15 protein-coding genes are annotated in these 16,788 nt (G+C 69.9%); 11 read left to right on the forward strand and 4 right to left on the reverse strand.

Annotation, left to right across the window (positions count from 1 at the left end; genetic code table 11):
- Positions 1-161: 161 nt before the first annotated feature.
- The 9 genes from ACFY3V_RS24075 to ACFY3V_RS24115 all read left to right on the forward strand — a co-directional run bounded on the left by ACFY3V_RS24075 (position 162) and on the right by ACFY3V_RS24115 (position 9,190).
- The gene (locus ACFY3V_RS24075; RefSeq protein WP_362898891.1) at positions 162-689 is read left to right on the forward strand and encodes a hypothetical protein; all 528 of its coding nucleotides are present in this window, start codon (positions 162-164) and stop codon (positions 687-689) included.
- Between the two features lie 289 nt (positions 690-978).
- Positions 979-2,778 carry a phosphoenolpyruvate carboxykinase (GTP) gene (locus tag ACFY3V_RS24080; RefSeq protein ID WP_389776355.1) on the forward strand — a complete coding sequence of 600 codons (1,800 nt, stop codon included), beginning with the start codon at positions 979-981 and terminating at the stop codon, positions 2,776-2,778.
- A gap of 211 nt (positions 2,779-2,989) precedes the next feature.
- The gene (locus ACFY3V_RS24085; protein ID WP_362898895.1) at positions 2,990-3,976 is read left to right on the forward strand and encodes a TIGR04222 domain-containing membrane protein; all 987 of its coding nucleotides are present in this window, start codon (positions 2,990-2,992) and stop codon (positions 3,974-3,976) included.
- Positions 3,969-4,781, forward strand: a complete 813-nt coding sequence (locus ACFY3V_RS24090) for a DUF692 domain-containing protein (RefSeq protein WP_362898897.1) — start codon at positions 3,969-3,971, stop codon at positions 4,779-4,781. The genes ACFY3V_RS24085 and ACFY3V_RS24090 overlap by 8 nt, the downstream gene beginning before the upstream one ends.
- Positions 4,774-5,157 carry a hypothetical protein gene (locus tag ACFY3V_RS24095; RefSeq protein ID WP_389776358.1) on the forward strand — a complete coding sequence of 128 codons (384 nt, stop codon included), beginning with the start codon at positions 4,774-4,776 and terminating at the stop codon, positions 5,155-5,157. The genes ACFY3V_RS24090 and ACFY3V_RS24095 overlap by 8 nt, the downstream gene beginning before the upstream one ends.
- A 102-nt stretch (positions 5,158-5,259) precedes the next feature.
- The gene (locus ACFY3V_RS24100) at positions 5,260-6,048 is read left to right on the forward strand and encodes a TIGR04222 domain-containing membrane protein (RefSeq protein ID WP_362898901.1); all 789 of its coding nucleotides are present in this window, start codon (positions 5,260-5,262) and stop codon (positions 6,046-6,048) included.
- Positions 6,049-6,302: 254 nt separating this feature from the next.
- Positions 6,303-6,779: a hypothetical protein gene (locus tag ACFY3V_RS24105; RefSeq protein ID WP_389776361.1), complete on the forward strand. Its 477-nt coding sequence runs from the start codon at positions 6,303-6,305 to the stop codon at positions 6,777-6,779.
- 78 nt (positions 6,780-6,857) lie between these two features.
- Positions 6,858-7,625 (forward strand): isoprenyl transferase, encoded by a 768-nt coding sequence (locus ACFY3V_RS24110; protein ID WP_350950296.1) that lies wholly within the window; start codon positions 6,858-6,860, stop codon positions 7,623-7,625.
- A gap of 221 nt (positions 7,626-7,846) precedes the next feature.
- Positions 7,847-9,190, forward strand: coding sequence for a PhoH family protein (locus tag ACFY3V_RS24115; RefSeq protein WP_350950295.1), 1,344 nt, complete (start codon positions 7,847-7,849; stop codon positions 9,188-9,190).
- Positions 9,191-9,404: 214 nt separating this feature from the next.
- On the opposite strand, the gene ACFY3V_RS24120 is transcribed toward ACFY3V_RS24115, so the two are convergent.
- The 3 genes from ACFY3V_RS24120 to ACFY3V_RS24130 form a co-directional block, all read right to left on the reverse strand.
- Entirely contained in the window at positions 9,405-10,010 is a 606-nt protein-coding gene (locus ACFY3V_RS24120) for a hypothetical protein (RefSeq protein WP_362898906.1), read from the reverse strand.
- A gap of 122 nt (positions 10,011-10,132) precedes the next feature.
- The gene (locus tag ACFY3V_RS24125) at positions 10,133-11,530 is read right to left on the reverse strand and encodes a HAMP domain-containing sensor histidine kinase (RefSeq protein WP_362898908.1); all 1,398 of its coding nucleotides are present in this window, start codon (positions 11,528-11,530) and stop codon (positions 10,133-10,135) included.
- A 29-nt stretch (positions 11,531-11,559) separates the two neighbouring features.
- Complete coding sequence (locus ACFY3V_RS24130; RefSeq protein WP_350950292.1) at positions 11,560-12,234, reverse strand: response regulator transcription factor; 675 nt, start codon at positions 12,232-12,234, stop codon at positions 11,560-11,562.
- 303 nt (positions 12,235-12,537) lie between these two features.
- Between ACFY3V_RS24130 and ACFY3V_RS24135 the strand changes: the two genes are divergently transcribed.
- Complete coding sequence (locus tag ACFY3V_RS24135; RefSeq protein ID WP_362924302.1) at positions 12,538-13,308, forward strand: lytic transglycosylase domain-containing protein; 771 nt, start codon at positions 12,538-12,540, stop codon at positions 13,306-13,308.
- Positions 13,309-13,368: 60 nt separating this feature from the next.
- A complete protein-coding gene (locus ACFY3V_RS24140) occupies positions 13,369-15,345 on the forward strand; it encodes a glycosyltransferase family 2 protein (protein ID WP_389776366.1) in 1,977 nt (658 codons plus the stop codon).
- Positions 15,346-15,439: 94 nt separating this feature from the next.
- Here the strand turns inward: ACFY3V_RS24140 and ACFY3V_RS24145 are convergent, their stop codons facing one another.
- Positions 15,440-16,768: a tannase/feruloyl esterase family alpha/beta hydrolase gene (locus tag ACFY3V_RS24145; protein ID WP_389776369.1), complete on the reverse strand. Its 1,329-nt coding sequence runs from the start codon at positions 16,766-16,768 to the stop codon at positions 15,440-15,442.
- Positions 16,769-16,788: the final 20 nt, after the last annotated feature.

The raw sequence follows: 16,788 nt of genomic DNA on the forward strand, positions 1-16,788 counted from the left end.
CCCGGTGCCGAGCGCGCGACTTCGATCGCCCTCGGGTGATCGCCCGCCGCGCTCGCCCGGGGACCTGACTTCGGCCACTTCGTTTCCTCGCCCGCGGGCGCTTCTCCGGTCTTCCCTCGCAATGCTGGCTTCGATCTACGAAGCGATGTAATCTAAATTACATGGAAAACGATGAAGCGGTGGAGAAGCTGCGTGGCTGGTTCTCGGGGAGGCTCCCGGAGGAGTGGTTCGAGGGTGGAGTGGAGATCGTGCTCGACCGCGAGGAGATCGCGGTGGTCGGCAGGCTCCGGGCTCCCGCGCTCGGTGACGACGTCTCGGAGGTGGAGCGTTCCGCCGCGGTGGAGGGCGGCATCCTGCGTTTCCGTGAGGAGACGAGGGAGCGGCGCGTCGAGATCGCGCTGGAGGCCGAGCATCGTTTCCGCAGGAAGGTCTCCTGGGGCGTCGCGGTCGGTGACGAGACGGTGATGTTCACCACACTCTCGGTGCCCGTCATGACCCGGCTCAAGCAGTCGGAGCGCCAGGTGCTCGACACTCTCGTCGCCGCCGGAGTGGCCCGCAGTCGCAGCGACGCGCTCGCCTGGTGTGTGCGTCTGGTGGGCAACCACACCGACACCTGGCTGGCGGATCTGCGGGACGCGCTGCAACACGTCGACCGTGTGCGGGCCGCGGGTCCGGACGTGAATTCCTGACCCCATCGGGGAAAATGGCGAAAAAATTGGTCTGAACCTGTCCGGTGATTGGTTTAGACCTTTCTTATTGGCCTATACCATTGGTGGAACGGCTTTTTTAGAGTCACTTCTTTTGGGTAGGGGTTTCGAAACCCCGCGCCTCCTGCCTGGGCATACGTCGGCAGGGGCGTCGGGTCTGGGGTGTCGAGACGTGTGATCGCGTTAATTCAGTGGTCTACGCCAATTGGATTGGACGCGGTCCGGTCGTCAATGATGCCTTGGTCCCGGGAAGTGTAAAGGAGCCCAAGTAGTGTCTGTTGTCGTAGATGCCACCGCCGTCAGCCCGACCCGCCACGAGGAGCTCGCGGGGTGGGTCAAGGAGATCGCCGAGCTGACCCAGCCGGACCGGATCGAATGGTGCGACGGCTCCGAGGCCGAATGGACCCGCCTGACGAACCTGCTGGTCGAGCAGGGCACCTTCACGCGCCTTTCCAAACGGCAGAACAGCTTCCACGCCGCCTCCGACCCCAGCGACGTCGCCAGGGTCGAGGACCGGACCTACATCTGTTCCGAGCGCGAGGAGGACGCGGGGCCGACCAACAACTGGATCGCTCCCGCCAAGATGCGCCGTACCTTCGGCGAGATCTTCAAGGGCAGCATGCGGGGCCGGACGATGTACGTGGTGCCGTTCTGCATGGGCCCCCTGGGCGGTGAGATCTCCCAGCTCGGCGTGGAGATCACCGACTCGCCGTACGTGGTCGTGTCCATGCGCGTCATGACCCGCATGGGCGAGGACGCCCTGCGGCTCATCGAGGAGCGCGGCGGCTACGTCAAGGCCGTCCACTCGGTCGGCGCCCCGCTGGAGCCCGGCCAGGACGACGTGCCGTGGCCGTGCAACCCCACCAAGTACATCAGCCACTTCCCCGAGACCCGCGAGATCTGGTCCTACGGTTCCGGGTACGGCGGCAACGCCCTGCTCGGCAAGAAGTGCTACGCCCTGCGCATCGCCAGCACGATGGCCCGCGACGAGGGCTGGCTCGCCGAGCACATGCTCATCCTCAAGATCACCCCGCCCTCGGGAGAGACGCGCTACGTCGCGGCGGCCTTCCCGAGCGCCTGCGGGAAGACGAACCTCGCCATGCTCCAGCCGACCCTCCCCGGGTGGAAGGTCGAGACGATCGGCGACGACATCGCCTGGATGCGCTTCGGCGCCGACGGACGGCTGCGCGCGATCAACCCCGAGGCGGGATTCTTCGGCGTCGCCCCCGGGACCGGCGAGTCCACCAACGCCAACGCGGTCAAGACGCTGTGGGGCAACAGCATCTTCACCAACGTCGCCCTCACCGACGACGGCGACGTGTGGTGGGAGGGCCTCACCGACGAGCCCCCGGCGCACCTGACCGACTGGAAGGGCCGCGACTGGACGCCGGAGTCCGGCGAGCCCGCCGCGCACCCCAACGCCCGCTTCACGGTCCCGGCCGCGCAGTGCCCGACGATCGCCCCCGAGTGGCAGGACCCCGAGGGCGTGCCGATCTCCGCGATCCTGTTCGGCGGGCGCCGCGCCAGCGCGGTCCCCCTGGTGACGGAGGCATTCGGCTGGCGGCACGGCGTCTTCGTAGGGGCGAACATCGCCTCGGAGAAGACCGCCGCGGCCGAGGGCAAGGTCGGCGAGCTGCGCCGCGACCCGTTCGCGATGCTGCCCTTCTGCGGTTACAACATGGGCGACTACTTCGCCCACTGGCTCAAGATCGGTCGGCGTGAGAACGCGCGGCTGCCGCGCGTCTACTACGTGAACTGGTTCCGCAAGAACGACGAGGGCAGGTTCATCTGGCCCGGCTTCGGCGAGAACACCCGCGTTCTCAAGTGGATCGTCGACCGCCTCAACGGCGAGGCGGAGGCGGTACGCACCCCCATCGGCCTGCTCCCCGAGCGGCTCGACACCGAGGGCCTCGACGTCTCCGACGAGGACATGCGGACGCTGCTGAGCGTCGACGAGGAGATCTGGAGGCACGAGGCGTCGCTCATGCCCGCCTTCTTCCGGACCTTCGGGGACCACCTGCCGGGAGAGCTCTGGGAGGAGCACGAGGCCCTCGTCGCCCGCCTGGGCTGAAAGGGCCGTGCCATCCGGGCGTGCCGGAGACCGGGAGCCCTGGCTCCCGGTCTCCGGCGTACTCGGGGCGGGTGGCCGCATTTCGCCTGGTGACCGACATCTCACTGAGTCGCCGTCGAAGTCGGGCGAAACTTCTGCCAGGCTGTGCGCGTCCATCTGAGTGCACGGGACGCCGCTCCTGTGGCCCACCTTTCCCCCCGAGGAGGCGGACATGGAGTTCTCGCTCTTCGTCATCGCCTGTGTCGTCGGCCTTGTCATCCTCTCCACAGCCCTCACGGTGCGCCGTGAGCACCGCCGGGTCCGCTCGGCCATGGCCGGCCACTACGGCGGACCGCCGAACCCGTACGAGCTCGCCTATCTCGCCGGAGGGCCGCGCCGCGTGATCAACACCGCGCTCGGCCTGCTGGCCAGGGCCGGGGTGATCCGGGTCTCGCGAGGCGGGCACACCAGCCTGGTCGCCGGCGCCAAACCCTCTCCCGACCCGATCGAGCACGCCGTCATGGAGGCGCTCCACCTGCGCGGAGGCTCGGCCCCCGTGGGTGAGGTCCGCCGCGCGGTGGCCGAGGGGCGGGGCGTGGAGAGTCTGCGCTACCGGCTGCTGGGGCTCGGCCTGCTCGTGCCCGAAGGTGCGCTCGACCACGCGCAGGCGCTGCTCAGCCGGCTCCAGATCGCCTCGATCATCGAGGTGATCGTCGTGGCGGGCATCCTGCTCGCCGGGGCGACCGGAGGACTGGGCACCTTCGCGCTCCTGGTGGGGATGATCTCGGCGATCGGCGGCTTCTCCGCCTACTCGCGGCAGAAGCGGGCCCTGCGCGACGCCCTGAGCAACGCGGGCCACCAGGTGCTCGCCTCCGCACGCGAAGCCCATGTGCGAGGCAGCCGCCCGCTGGTGCCCGATCTGGCCTTCGCCGTCGGCATTCCCGTCGCCCTGTACGGCCTGAGCGAGCTCAACGAGCCCGGACTGGAGGAGGAGCTGCAGCGTCAGACCGCGGGCGCCGCCAACAGCTGCGCCACGGGCGCCTGCGGGGGCGGCTCGAACTCCGGTGACGGCCTCTCCTTCGGAGGTGGCGGCGACTTCGGCTCCGGCGGCTGGGGCGACTCCGGCGGGTCGGGTGACGGCGGCGGATCGAGCGACGGCGGCGGCTCCAGCTGCGGTTCCAGCTGCGGCTCCGGTTGCGGTGGCGGGTGCGGTGGCTGAGCCTGGGGCGCTGGGGGTGGGCATCGGCTGGCGGCCGGAGATCGACCTGACCGTGGAGCGGCTGCCCGGTGTCGACTTCGTCGAGGTCATCGCGGAGAACGTGAACCCCTCCCGGCTCCCCGAGTCACTGCGGGTGCTGCGTGCCCGCGGGACGCCCGTGATCCCGCACGGTGTCGGGCTCGGCATCGGTGGCGCCGAGTCCCCCGACCCGCGGCGGCTGGCGCATCTGGCGGACTGCGCCCGAGCCCTGGACGCGCCGCTGGTCAGCGAACACCTCGCCTTCGTACGGGCGGGCGGGATGGAGGCCGGGCACCTGCTTCCCGTCCCGCGCACCCGGGCCGCGCTCTCGGTCGTCGCCGAGAACGTGCGACGGGCGCAGGACGCCCTCCCCGTACCGCTGGCTTTGGAGAACGTCGCCGCCCTGTTCGGCTGGCCGGAGGACGAGATGACCGAGGCCGCCTTCCTCGGCGAACTGGTGGAGATGACGGGTGTCGGGCTCCTGATCGACGTGGCGAACCTCTACACGAACCAGGTCAACCTGGGGCTGTCGGCCGTCGCCGCGCTGGACGGCCTGCCGCTGTCCGAGCTGGCCTACGTCCACGTCGCCGGGGGCCACTCCCACCGGGGGCTGTGGCACGACACCCACACCGCGCACGTCCCCGAGGACGTGCTGGACATCCTCTCCGAGCTGTGCGCGCGAGTCGAGCCGCCCGGGGTGCTGCTCGAATGGGACGACGACTACCCCAGCGACGGCGCGCTGGAAGGGGAGCTCGACCGGATCCGCGGTGCGATGGCCCGTGTCTGAGGACGAGGCGAGGGAGGCGCTGGCCAAGGCGCAGGCGGCCCTGGTCGCGGCCCTGGTAGCCGGGGAGGAGGCGCCCCGGGGTTTCGACCGGGAGCGGCTGCGGATCCAGGAGGCCGCCCTGATCTCCAAGCGGCGCAGGACCGTGGCCAGACTGCGGCCCGATCTGGCCGCGCTGCTCGGCGACGGCTTCGCCGGGGAGTTCGACGCCTACGCGCGGGGCCGTCCCAAGCCGCAGGGCGGTTCCCACGCCGATGCCCGTGACTTCGCCGACCAACTCCGCGCGGCGGGACGGCTGCCGGAGGAGCCCGCGGTCCCGGAACCCGGCCCCCCGCCCCGCCGATGGTGGCTCTTCGGCGGACGCCGCCGAGCCGGGTAACCGATATCAGTCCTGCCGGACAGAGGGCGGCAGAAACTTCCGGCCCTTCCCGTTCGTCCACCGGGTAGTGAACCTCAGGCAGGGACCGTCCCGGAGGCCGTCATGCAGAGCGTACAGATCGTCGTCGTGGTGGGTCTCTCGCTTCTGGGAGTGGCGGGGCTGATCGCGCTGCGCCTCGCCATGCGCCCCTCGCGCGTCTACGAGGGGCCCGAGCTGACGCCGTACGAACTGGCGCTGCTCGCGGGCGGCCGGCCCAGGGTGGCCGACACCGTGCTCGCCTCCCTGACCGCGGCAGGGGCGGTGAGGGCGGTGAGGGCGCAGCGTGACGGGCGGCTGACGCAGGTGTCAGGCCAGATCGGCGTACTCACCCAGCCGGTGGAGACCGAGGTCCTCGAGCACCTCAGGGGGCATGCGGGCGGCGTGCCGGTCTGGGTGGTCAGGAACGGGGTCGCCCAGGGGACCGCGGTGACCATGCTGATCGCGCGGCTGAGGGATCTGGGGCTGATCGACGCGCCCGGTTCGGGGCGGGCCAACCCCACCCACCTCAATCGTGCGGGGAAGACCGCGCTGGCCCACTACCGCCTGCGCCACCGCGAGGACAGGTCTCTGCCACCCCGTGCCGGAGAGCACGTCGACCATGACGAGCTGAGCATCCTGGGCGTCGCCCTGCACGGTCTGAAGCAGTTGGAGGACGGGCGACTGGCGGAGATCCTGTCCATGGAAGGCCCGCCACCGCCTCGCGCACCTCGGCGCGGCTCCTCCCGCCGTGGCGGCGGCTCCGGCACCTCGGCGAGTTCCTCCTATTACGGCGGCGGGGGCTGCGGCGGCGCCTCCGGCGACTCCGGTTCGGGTTCCGGCTGTGGCGGCGGCGGTTGCGGCGGCGGCTCCTGAGGACCCCGGACAGGCCGGGTGACGCCGCCTCGGGGACGTGTACGGGGCGGCGCCGCCGGGGTGGCGTGCTCCTGGGGAGGTGCGTGGGTGGGGACGCCCGGGTGACGCGGTCCTGAGGGTGTGCGCCGGGGCCGTCGCCCGGATGGCGGGGACATGGAGGGCGTTGATCATGTTTTGGCGGACTGGGGCGGGATACCCTCTCTGAGGTGGGGGGACTGCGTTGTCTTGATGGTTCTTATCTGACCGTTACGCCAGTGGCGTGCCGTGACAGTGCCGGTACGCCGTACGAGATCACCCTGCGGCTCCACCGCGACGGCGCGCTGTACGGCACGGTGGGTGAGCGGTGCGGCTGGTTGCTCACCCGGCTTGCGCGAGGGGTCGCCGAGGCGCGTGCGGGTCACGAGGCCCGATGGCCCGACCCCGACGACCGCTTTCCCGGCGACGAGGAACTGTTCGCCTTTCGTTACCGGGCCAGGAACGGTGTCGTCGGCGGGGGCGAACTCCGCTGCCAGCTGCGGACCATCCCGATCTGGGTTCCGGGACGACGGGGGCCCGGTGGAGAGTGGCGGGTCACCAGAAGGGCGTTCCTGGAGGCGGGGGGTAGCGACGGGGTGGGGATGTGCGCCGTTCTGACCTCCTCCGAGCTGGGCGTTTTCGTGGAGGCGCTCGTCGCGGAGGCCGAGGAGTGCCTGAGATCTCCCAACCCGGGCAGGGCCGCCAGATCCCTGTAGCGGGGGCCGAGAGGTCCGCGGGGCGGTGATAATTGCCTGTCAGTGCCCATTCGTGGCAGTGCTGAGGGAGGGGCTTCAATGGGCGTGCGCGATCTCGTCTACCGCCTGTACGAACGCCGGCTTGAGTCGAAGCTGTCCCGTCACAAGGAGATGGTTCCCCGGCACGTCGGCGTGATCGTCGACGGCAACCGGCGCTGGGCGCGCTCGATGGGCCTCGACGACGTGAGCCGCGGGCATCGCAAGGGCGCGGACAAGATCTCGGAGCTGCTCGGCTGGTGCCGGGAGGCCGGTGTCGAGGTCGTCACCGTGTGGTTGCTGTCGAGCGAGAACATCAACCGCTCCAAGGACGAGCTGGACCTCCTGGTGAAGATCATCGAGGATGTGGTCCAGGAACTCGTGGCCGACGGATGGCACATCAAGCCCATGGGCGCGCTTGATCTTTTACCTGATCACACGGCTCGGGTGCTCAAAAACGCAAAAGAAGCGACATCACATCGTCCCGGTTTGATTGTGAACGTTGCTGTTGGGTATGGAGGAAGGCGTGAGATCGCTGATGCGGTGCGCTCCCTTCTCCAGGAGCACGCGAGCAAGGGCGCAAGTATCGAGGACCTTGTCGAGGTCCTCGATGTCGAGCACATCGCGGAGCATCTCTACACGCGCGGTCAGCCCGATCCGGATCTGGTCATCCGGACATCGGGGGAGCAGCGGCTCTCAGGCTTCCTGCTCTGGCAGAGCGCTCACTCCGAATTCTACTTCTGCGAGGCCTACTGGCCTGACTTCCGCAGGGTCGACTTCTTGCGGGCTCTCCGCTCCTACGCCGCGCGACACCGCAGGTACGGTTCCTGAAATTCCACATGAACGACCCCTTTCGGGCGGTCTTAAGCAGTTGGAAGTCGGGCATTCAGGACGTACCGTAAGAAGTAGGAGAGCACAGCTCACCTACGCCGGAGAGGGCCCGCCTTTGCGTCACGACCTGCTGAGGAGGGCCGGTCAACGGTCCCTGCTCGACGTTCTCGTGAGCGGGCCCCTGGCCGGTCCGCATCCCAGCTCATGGCAGGGCACCGTCAATGGTGCCCGGGGGAGAACGCGTGGCAAACCCTTCGTCCTCACCCACGTCGCCGGCAGTGCAGCGGCGCACGTACGTCCTGGACACCTCGGTGCTCCTGGCGGATCCAACGGCGATGAGCCGTTTCGCCGAGCATGAGGTCGTCCTCCCGATCGTCGTCATCACCGAGTTGGAGGGCAAACGCCATCATCCAGAGCTCGGATATTTCGCGCGCAAGGCGCTGAGATACCTCGACGAACTCCGGGTGACACACGGACGTCTGGACGAGCCCATGCCGATCGGCGAGGGCACCATCCGGGTGGAGCTCAACCACAGTGACCCGTCCATCCTGCCCGTCGGGTTCCGGCTCGGCGACAACGACACCCGCATCCTGACCGTGGCGAAGACCCTCGCCGCCGAGGGCCACGACGTGGTGCTGGTCTCCAAGGACCTGCCGATGCGGGTGAAGGCCGCCTCCATCGGGCTCGCCGCAGACGAATACCGCGCCGAACTCGTGGTGGAGTCCGGCTGGACCGGCATGGACGAGCTCCAGGTGACCGCGGAGGACGTCGAGACCCTCTTCGAGCACGGCACGGCCGACCTGGTCGACGCCCGTGACCTGCCCACCCACACGGGCCTGCGCCTGCTGTCCAGCAGGGGTTCCGCGCTGGGCCGGGTGCTGCCCGACAAGTCGGTGCGGCTGGTACGCGGCGACCGCGAGGTCTTCGGCCTGCACGGCCGCTCCGCCGAGCAGCGGATCGCGCTCGACCTCCTGATGGACCCCGAGGTCGGCATCGTCTCGCTGGGCGGCCGGGCGGGCACCGGCAAGTCCGCGCTCGCCCTCTGCGCGGGCCTGGAGGCGGTCCTGGAGCGCCGTCAGCACCGCAAGGTCATCGTCTTCCGTCCCCTGTACGCCGTGGGCGGCCAGGAACTGGGCTACCTGCCCGGTTCCGAGAACGAGAAGATGGGCCCGTGGGGGCAGGCGGTCTACGACACCCTGGGCGCGGTCACCACGCCCGAGGTGATCGAGGAGGTCATGGACCGGGGCATGCTGGAGGTGCTTCCGCTCACCCACATCCGTGGCCGGTCGCTCCACGACGCCTTCGTCATCGTGGACGAGGCGCAGTCGCTGGAGCGCGGGGTGCTGCTCACCGTGCTGAGCCGGATCGGCGCCAACTCCCGGGTCGTCCTCACCCACGACATCGCCCAGCGCGACAACCTGCGGGTGGGGCGCCATGACGGCGTCGTGGCGGTGGTGGAGAAGCTCAAGGGACACCCGCTGTTCGCGCACGTCACCCTGACCCGCTCCGAGCGCTCGCCGATCGCGGCGCTGGTCACCGAGATGCTGGAGGACATCACGATGTGACGGGGCGTCGGACGCCGCCGGAGCGCGGTCGCGGGCCGTACGGGCCCCGCGACCGCGCTCCGCGCGTTGTGGCTCCGTGCCTCCGGTGGCGGCCGGTGCGTCGGGGCGCCTGCGGATTCCGGTGTCCGTACCCCTGGCCTTCGCGGGATTCCGGTGCCCCATGCGCGCCTGGCCCGGGTGCCCGGGTGCCCGGGTGGAGGAGGTACGGGGTCTGTCAGGGGGGCAGCCGCACTCCGGGGGCCGCGAGATTGCGGAACTCGAAGCAGCCCCGGTCGCCCATCGTCTCCGGGGTACCGGGGAAGAGCCGGGTGACCTCGACGCTCCAGATGCTCTCCTGCTTGTTCTGCCGGATGGTGCAGGTGATCTGGGCGAGGGCCTCCTTGGTGACCTTGCCCTGGCCCGTGATGATCACGTTCAGCCGGTAACCCAGGTTGTCGTTCGGCTCGTTGCGCTGATCGGTGCTGTCGGTGTTGTCGGAGTAGCGGGTCGTCTTGGTGTCGTAGTGGCTGAAGTCGTTGAGCGCGCTGGTCAGCCCCGCCTTCGGCGGCTGCTTGCCGGCCCGGAAGAGCGTGTCGATGATGTTCTTGGCCGAGTCGGAGACCACCGGGATCTTGACGGGCTCCAGCCGGCCGTCGCGGAGCAGATAGACCGTCACCCAGGTGGGGCTGTAGCTGATCACCGGCGGACGGCCGTAGTCCTGGACCTCGGTGGGGGAGATGCCGCATCCGCCGAGCAGCAGGGAGGCGGAGAGCAGGCAGGCGAGCCACCTCGCACCGGAAACGGCCGGCCGGGCGAGCCACCTCCTGCCGAGGGACGTCATGGGGATGAGCCGCCTTCCGCCGAGGCCGGTCGGGAGGGTGGGCCGTCCGCTGCGGGGGACGCTCAAAAGGACGGGCCGCCTCCTGCCGAGGGCCGTCGGGCCGTACGGGCGGGTGAGCCGTCTCATGCCGGGGGGAGCCAGACCGTGAAGAGGGTTCCCGGCCGCTGCGCGCGGACCGAGATCGTGCCGCCGTGCAGCTGGGCGTTGGCCCGCGCGATGGACAGGCCGAGCCCGCTGCCGTCACCCCGGGCCCCGGCCTTGTAGAAACGGTTGAACACGAAGGGCAGATCCTTCGCAGGGATGCCCTTGCCGTGGTCGCGCACCTTCACCTCCAGGCCGTTCGGGGTGCTGCGGGCGGTCACCATCACCGGGGGCTCACCGTGGCGCAGGGCGTTGCCCACCAGGTTGGCGACGATGACGTCGAAACGCCTGGGGTCGACGGAGAACGTGAGTCCCTCCGGCACGTTCACCCGTACCCGGTCCGACCAGCCGCGCGTGTCCAGGCAGTCGCAGACCACGTCCACGATGTTCACGGTGTCCACGTTCAGCGTGGCCGTGCCCGAGTCGAACCGGCTCGCCTCGATGAGCTGCTCGATCAGGGTCCGCAGCCGCTCGATCTCGCGCAGCACGAGCCGTACGGCCGTCGCGGGCTCGGGCGGCAGGCGTTCCGCCTCCTCGGAGAGCATGTCGGTCACCGCGGTCATCGCGGTGAGCGGTGTCCTGAGCTCGTGGGAGACGTCGGCGACGAAACGGCGGGACATCGCCTCCAGCGAGCGCAGCTCGGTGACGCTCCGCTCCAGGGCGGCGGCGGTGTCGTTGAACGTGGCGGTGAGCTCGGCGAGCTCGTCCTGGCCGTGTACGGGCAGGCGGGTGTCCAGGTGGCCCGCTCCGAGCGCTCGGGCCGCCGAGCCGAGCCGCCTCACCGGCAGCAGGAGCTGCCTGGCCGACACCAGGCCCAGGGAGAGGGCGATGATCAGCATGGCGACGCCGGCGACGGCGAGCGGCTGCCGCAGGCCGCTCAGGAGCCGGTCCTCCTCGATGAGGGGGGCGAACACGTAGACGATCATCCCGGTGGGCTGCGCGGTGTGGATGGGCTCGATCCGCCAGACGGGGGTGCCGATGAGCAGCCACATGTCGCCGCGGATGGTCATGCGCTTGGCGACCATCCGCTGGGTGGCCCTGGCGGCGAGGTCGCCGGGGACGTCCTTGGTGCCGAAGTCGCCGTCGGGGTAGACGTACTCCTCGTAGCGGACCACCACCCTGCCGCCCTGGGGACGCAGGCTCCGCTGCAGCGTGCTGATCTCCTCGTCGGTCGGTGGGCCGTCTCCCGGCCAGAGTCCGCCGACGGGCACCCTGATGCCCTCCAGGGTGTCGCGTACGTCGCTCACGGCCACATGCTCGGCACGTCCGATCATGCGGCTCTTGACGAACTCGTAGCCGATTCCCGCGACGACCGCGGAGGCGGTGACGGCGATCAGGGTGAAAGTGATCACCAGGCGCCCGCGCAGACCGGTGTACATCCGCCGGAGAGCGGGAGGGAGCGCCGGTCTCACGGCGGGCTGAACCGGTAGCCGAATCCCCGTACCGTGTGGATGAACTCGGGCTCGGCGGGGACCGCCTCGATCTTGGCGCGGACCCGTTGGACGCAGGCGTCGACGAGCCGGGAGTCGGCGACGTGGGTGTGGTCCCAGACGGCCCGCAACAGGTATCTGCGGTTGAGCACCTGGCCGGGGTGGCGGACGAGTTCGAGCAGGAGCCGCAGCTCCGTGGGGGTGAGGTGGACCTCGCGGCCCCCCAGCGCCACCTTGAGCGCGCCCCGGTCGATGACCAGGTCGCCGAAGGTGATGCGGTCGGAGGCGACCGACTCCATCCGGCGCAGGACGGCGCGGATGCGGGCGTCGAGCACGCGGGGTTCGACCGGCTTGACCACGTAGTCGTCGGCCCCCGCCTCCAGTCCCACGACGACGTCGAGGTCGTCGCCCCTGGCGGTGAGGAGGATCACCGGCAGCTGGTCGAGCCTGCGGATACGGCGGCACACCTCGACGCCGTCGATGCCGGGCAGCATGACGTCCAGGATGGCGATCTCGGGTCGGCGCGTTCTGATGTGCTCAAGGGCCTCCTCACCGCTGGTGTAAGCGGTGACGGAGTGTCCCTGCCGGGTGAGCGCGAGCTCCAGCCCGATCCGGACCGAGGGGTCGTCTTCGACGAGAAGGATGCCTGCCACCGGGTAATCATTCTCCCAAGGCTTGGTTGGTTCCGCTGGGTCACAAAACCCAGACATAACGCAAACAGTACCTGAATTAGGTGGTCAGACCACGATTCGGGCACTTTCATGATCATCAATGTGGTCGAAGTTATCCCATAAGGCAAAATGTGAGCAAAATCACTCCCATGCTTTCATTGCCGGGAAAGCACCTGTGGCCTGGCGGTTGTGTCACCGGAAACCCCTGCGGGTACAGCCGAGCGCCGACCAACTCTCCCGTTCCGGTTGCGGACCACCCCCCTCCCCACGGCAAGCTCATAGGTCGTGAGTCCAGGATCACAGGAACTGAGGGAGCGCTCGGCGCCCGGTGCCCGCCGCGCGAGCCGCAGGGCCGGCAGAGGGAAGGCCGACGCGGGGAAGGCCGACGCGGGAAAGTCCGCCGCGCCCAGTTCGAAGCGCGGCATGACCACCAAGCGGGCCCTCATCCTGGGCACCGCGCTCGTGGTGCTGGTCGGCGTGGGCGCCTTCACCGCCTACACCGCCGTTCAGAACGCCTCGGCACCGAAGACGACGCCGCTCACCCTGGACGAGATGGCGCAGATGCTCGGCTCCGACCCGTTCGGCTCGGACCTGGAGTCCGACATGCTGAAGGCCCAGGCCGCGCAGGCGCTCAAGGCCGACAAGATCGCCGCCGAGCGCGACAACCGCAAGGCGCTCAACCAGGTCAAGATCGTTGACGAGGCGCCCGGCGGTGGCGGCTTCAATCCGCAGCAACTTCCCCCCGGCACCTCCAACCCGACCGGCAACAGGGCACTCGGCAAGCAGATGCTGGACGCCAGAGGCTGGTCCGGCGAGTGGGGCTGCCTGGAGAAGCTCTGGATGAAGGAGAGCGGCTGGAACGAGCGCGCCATGAACACCTCCAGCGGCGCGTACGGCATCCCCCAGTCCCTCCCCGGCCACAAGATGGCGAGCGCGGGCAGCGACTGGCAGACCAACGCGGCCACCCAGATCGAGTGGGGGCTGGGCTACATCAAGGGCCGTTACGGCTCGCCCTGCGGCGCCTGGGCCCATTCCCAGGCCAAAGGCTGGTACTGAGAGACCAGGAGTCGGCAAGTCTGATCGCCTCCCGGCGTCCCGCGCCGCACCCTTGGCCGCATGGACGTGAAGGTCAGCGTGGTGGTGCCGGTGCACAACCCCGGTGATGGCGCCGACGCCTGTATCCGGTCGGTGCTGGAACAGTCGATGGCCTCCGAGGACTACGAGGTCATCTTCGCCGACGACGGCTCCGACGACGGGATCCAGCGGCGCCTCGACACCCTGGCCGCGGTGCGGTCGAACGTCAGGGTGCTCCACCTGGAGCGGACCGGCTCGCCGATGCGCGGCCGCAACCTCGCCCTCATGGTCGCCAGGGGCGAGTACGTCTACCTGCTGGACCAGGCCGACCGCCTGGAGAGGGACGCCCTGGAGCGGATGTACGCGCGGGCCGTGGAGACCGGGGCCGACATCCTCCTCGGACGGCTGATCAACGACCGGAGGCCGTCCTCCGCCGTCTTCGACGCCGACCGCGAGAACGCCGACATCGTACGGGACCGGCTACTCACGCTGCTCACCCCGCACAAGCTCTTCCGCAGGGCCTTCCTCGACGCGGAGGCGCTGAACTTCTCCGACCCCGGCGGCCTCCTGGCCGAGCAGACCTTCGTGCTCCGCGCCTACCTGCGGGCCGAGAACATCGTCGTCATGGCCGACGGGGTCTGCTGCCACGTCACCGAGCGTCAGGAACCGCCGCAGGACCCCTACGTCTGGGCCGCGGAGCTGCGCGAACTGCTCGACGTCATCGACGACGAGGTCCCAGAAGGCCGTCGGCGCGACCGGATGTACGCCCAGTGGTTCCGCGGCGCGGTGCTGCGACGGCTCGGCGGGAACCGGTTCGTCACCTCCTCCGCGGATCGGGCGGTCACCTTCACGACCCTGCGCGAGCTGGTCGTCCAGCGCTTTCCCCCGCGCCTCGACCTCCTGCTGCCCGTACCGCTGAGGGTCCGTGCCGCACTGCTCCGCGCCGGCAGGCTCGACCAGCTCGTCGCGCTGGCCGGAGCCATGCGCGGCGTCCACCTCCAGGCCGACCTCGACGACCTCGCCTGGGACGACGGCGCGCTCACCCTGCGGCTCACCGTGGAGATGACCCAGGCCGACGGCACCCCCATGCGCTTCGTCCCCTACGGGGAGGGCGGCCTGCTCTGGGAGCCTCCCGTCCCCCTCGACGGGCTCCGCCTGCCGCCCGAGATGGCCGACGTCAGCCAGGCCGCGGCCAAGGCGCGGTTCGAGGTCTACGTCAGACACGAGGACACCGGGACGATCCACTTCCTGCCCTCGGACTGTTCGATGACCCGCTGTCGTCACCGCAACGGGGTCAGGCTCCAGATCACGGGCACCGCCCGGCTGGACATCGACTCGGCGGCCATGGACGGACCGCTGCCGCCGGGACTGTGGGAGATACACGTACGCATGTACGGCGGGGTGCAACAGGCGAGCACCCGGGTGACGGGGTCGCCGCTGAACTGCACGGGAATGGTCGCCGACTGCTCCAGGCGGCTCGTCGTCCCCTGGTGGTCCGACAGGGGGGAGCTGGGGATCTGTGTGGAACCCCGCTCGTTCCCCGAGTCGATCGTCCTGGTCTCACCGGGTACGACGGTGATCAAGCAGCGCAAGCACGTCTTCGTCGTCGTGCCCGTGCCCTACGTGCCGCCGAGCGGAGGGCCGCCCGCGGAGCTGGTGTTCCGCCAGGCCGAAGGCAGGGAACGCGAGGTGACCGCGCCCGCGCTGGTCGAGCCCGGTGTCCCGGGGGAGCTGGCGGGACGGCTGATCGCCAAGATCCCGACCAGGCTCGCGTACCGGGAGGGGTTCCTCGCGCCGGGGATCTGGGCGCCGTTCCTGCGGGTCGACGGCGAGGAGACCGGGCTCCGGTTCAAGGTGGAGATGAACCGCGGCGGCCGGGTGGAGATCCGTAAATCCGCCGCCGCCGAGCCCTCCGAGCCCTGGTACCCGCTGCTGAAGCGGGTCGCGCTGCGGATACCGCTGGTCAGGAACGCGGTCCGGGTGACCAAGAGCGTCCAGCGGCGCTACATGCTCAACTGATCCGGCCCGGCGCCGCACGGCCCGTCGGGGCTGTGCGGCGCCGGGCCGTCATACGGGTCCGGGTCGGTGTGTCCGGCGGTTCAGGGGAGTGGAGTCACGCTCTCAGCCGGCACTCATTGGGCAGGTCACCGGTCGAGGGCCTCGGCAGCGTCGCGCTCGGCGGCGGGTTCTGCCCACGCTCCACCCAGCTCTCCAGGGTCTCGAAGGCGCTGCGGAAGCACGGCAGCAACGGGCGGAGTTTGTCGGGATAGGAGGCGTAGAGGCTGTCCACGTGGGTGCCGTCGGTGATCCGGTAGTAGCGGAACGGCAGGCGATCGCCGACCATGTCCGCGTAGACGTCGCCGGAGCGGGAGATCGGCAGCAGCGTGTCCAGCGTGCCGTGGATCGTGATCAGCGGCTTGCCGATCCGGCCGGTGAGCCCGATCTTCCGCACCGCCGCGTACGGCTTGCGCGCGTCGTAGTCGTAGTCGGCGTCGCAGGCCGGCGTGCCCGAGGAGCAGAAGGGCGTGCCCGCGTCGGTGTCGCCGTCGAAGGAGGGGTCGAGTTCCTCGCGGTAGACGCGCTGGGTCAGGTCCCAGTAGTACTGGTGGTGGAACGGCCACAGGAACTCCGAGCCACGGGCGAAACCCGCGTCGTACATCGCCTGGGTGTCACCCGCCGGATAGGCCCGCAGCGCCGGAGGCAGGTAGTTGAGCAGGTTGTCGCCCTTGACCCGCCAGAGCGTGCCCTCCCAGTCGATCCCGCCGTCGTAGAGCCAGGACCGGTTCTCCAGCTGCCAGCGGACCAGGTATCCGCCGTTGGAGATGCCCGCGGCGTAGGTCCGCTTGGGAAGCCTGCCGTAGCGCTGCGCGACGACGGCCTTGGCCGCGATCGCGATCTGCGTGACCCGGTCGTTCCACTCGGCGACCGCGTCACCGGGCTTGCGGCCGTCCTTGTAGAAGGTGGCGCCGACGTTGCCCTTGTCCGTCACCGCGTAGGCGTACCCCTTGGCCAGCGCCCAGTCGGAGACGGTGAAGTCGTTGGCGTACTGCTCCCGGTTGCCCGGGGTGCCGGTGACCACCAGCCCGCCGTTCCAGTCGTCCGGCAGCCGCAGGACGAACTGTGAGTCGTGGTTCCATCCGTGCGTCGTGTTGAAGGTCGAGGTGTCGGGGAAGTAGCCGTCGATCTGGATGCCGGGCACGCCCTTCGGGTTCACCGCCCCCGCCGGGTGCAGGCCCGCCCAGTCGGCCGGGTCGGTGTGCCCCGAGACGGTCGTGCCCGCCGTCGTGAGGTCGTCCAGGCACGCCTTCACCTGGTGCTCGGCCCCCGGCACCGTCACCCGGTTCAGCTTGGCGCAGTGCGCCGGCGCGGCCCCCGCACTCGCCGCGGGCGCTCCGGCGAGGACCGTCAGCGCGGCGAGCCCGACGACAACGCCCCCCGCCAACAGGGCCGTGAGGCCGCGCC

The sequence above is a fragment of the Streptosporangium sp. NPDC000095 genome, assembly GCF_042899335.1.
Classification (GTDB): Bacteria; Actinomycetota; Actinomycetes; order Streptosporangiales; family Streptosporangiaceae; genus Streptosporangium.